The organism is Roseovarius halophilus (ex Wu et al. 2025) (assembly GCF_047086965.1).
This window is the reverse complement of the sequence record NZ_JBKOTX010000467.1, coordinates 1-1,368: the sequence shown is the minus strand read 5'-3', so window position 1 is coordinate 1,368 and position 1,368 is coordinate 1. Positions and strand designations below refer to the sequence as shown.

1 protein-coding gene is annotated in these 1,368 nt (G+C 63.7%); it reads left to right on the top strand.

All coding sequences use genetic code 11. The features are described from left to right. On the top strand, nt 1-1,368 hold a 1,368-nt coding region (gene ahcY / locus ACH107_RS32870; RefSeq protein WP_412509789.1), incomplete at its 5' end, for an adenosylhomocysteinase.

Genomic DNA, 1,368 nt, shown 5'->3' with positions numbered 1-1,368 from the left:
GACATCTCGCTTTCGGATTTCGGCCGTCGGGAGCTTGACATTGCCGAGACGGAGATGCCGGGTCTGATGGCGCTTCGGGCGGAGTACGGGGATGCGAAGCCGTTGAAGGGCGCGCGGATCGCGGGCAGCCTTCACATGACGATCCAGACGGCGTGCCTGATCGAGACGCTTGTGGCGCTCGGCGCCGAGGTCCGCTGGGCGTCGTGCAACATCTTTTCCACGCAGGACCACGCGGCGGCGGTGATCGCGGCGGGCGGCACGCCGGTCTTTGCCGTGAAGGGCGAGACGCTGGAGGAGTACTGGGAGTACTGCGACCGGATCTTCCAGTTCGAGGACGGCGCGAACATGATCCTTGACGACGGCGGCGACGCCACGCTCTACATCTTTATAGGGGCGCGCGTCGAGGAAGGCGAGGACGAGTTGATCGCCGCGCCGACCTCCGAGGAGGAAGAGGCGCTTTTCGCCCAGATCCGCAAGCGGATCGCGCAGAGCCCCGGCTGGTTCGTCAAGCAGCGCCACATGATCAAGGGCGTGAGCGAGGAGACGACGACGGGCGTGCACCGGCTGTACAAGATGATGGAGAAGGGGCACCTGCCCTTCCCGGCGATCAACGTCAACGATTCAGTGACCAAGTCGAAATTCGACAACAAGTACGGCTGCAAGGAAAGCCTCGTCGACGGCATCCGCCGCGCGACCGACACGATGATGGCCGGCAAGGTCGCGGTGGTCTGCGGCTACGGCGACGTCGGAAAAGGCTCGGCGGCGTCGCTGGCGGGCGCGGGCGCGCGCGTGAAGGTGACCGAGGTCGACCCGATCTGCGCGCTGCAGGCGGCGATGGACGGCTTCGAGGTGACCACGCTGGAGGACGAGATCGGCACGGCCGACATCTTCATCACCACCACGGGCAACAAGGACGTGATCCGCATCGAGCACATGCGCGAGATGAAGGACATGGCGATCGTGGGCAATATCGGCCACTTCGACAACGAGATCCAGGTGGCCAACCTCAAGAACCACAAGTGGACCAACATCAAGGAACAGGTGGACATGATCGAGATGCCCTCGGGCAACCGCATGATCCTGCTGTCGGAGGGGCGGCTGCTGAACCTCGGCAACGCCACCGGCCACCCGTCCTTCGTGATGTCGGCCAGCTTCACCAACCAGGTGCTGGCGCAGATCGAGCTCTTCACCAAGGGCGCGCAGTACGACAACCAGGTCTACATCCTGCCCAAGCACCTCGACGAGAAGGTCGCCGCCCTGCACCTCGACCGCATCGGCGTCAAGCTCACAAAGCTGCGCGACGACCAGGCCGAGTATATCGGCGTCAAACCCAAAGGACCCTACAAACCTGAACACTACAGGTATTGA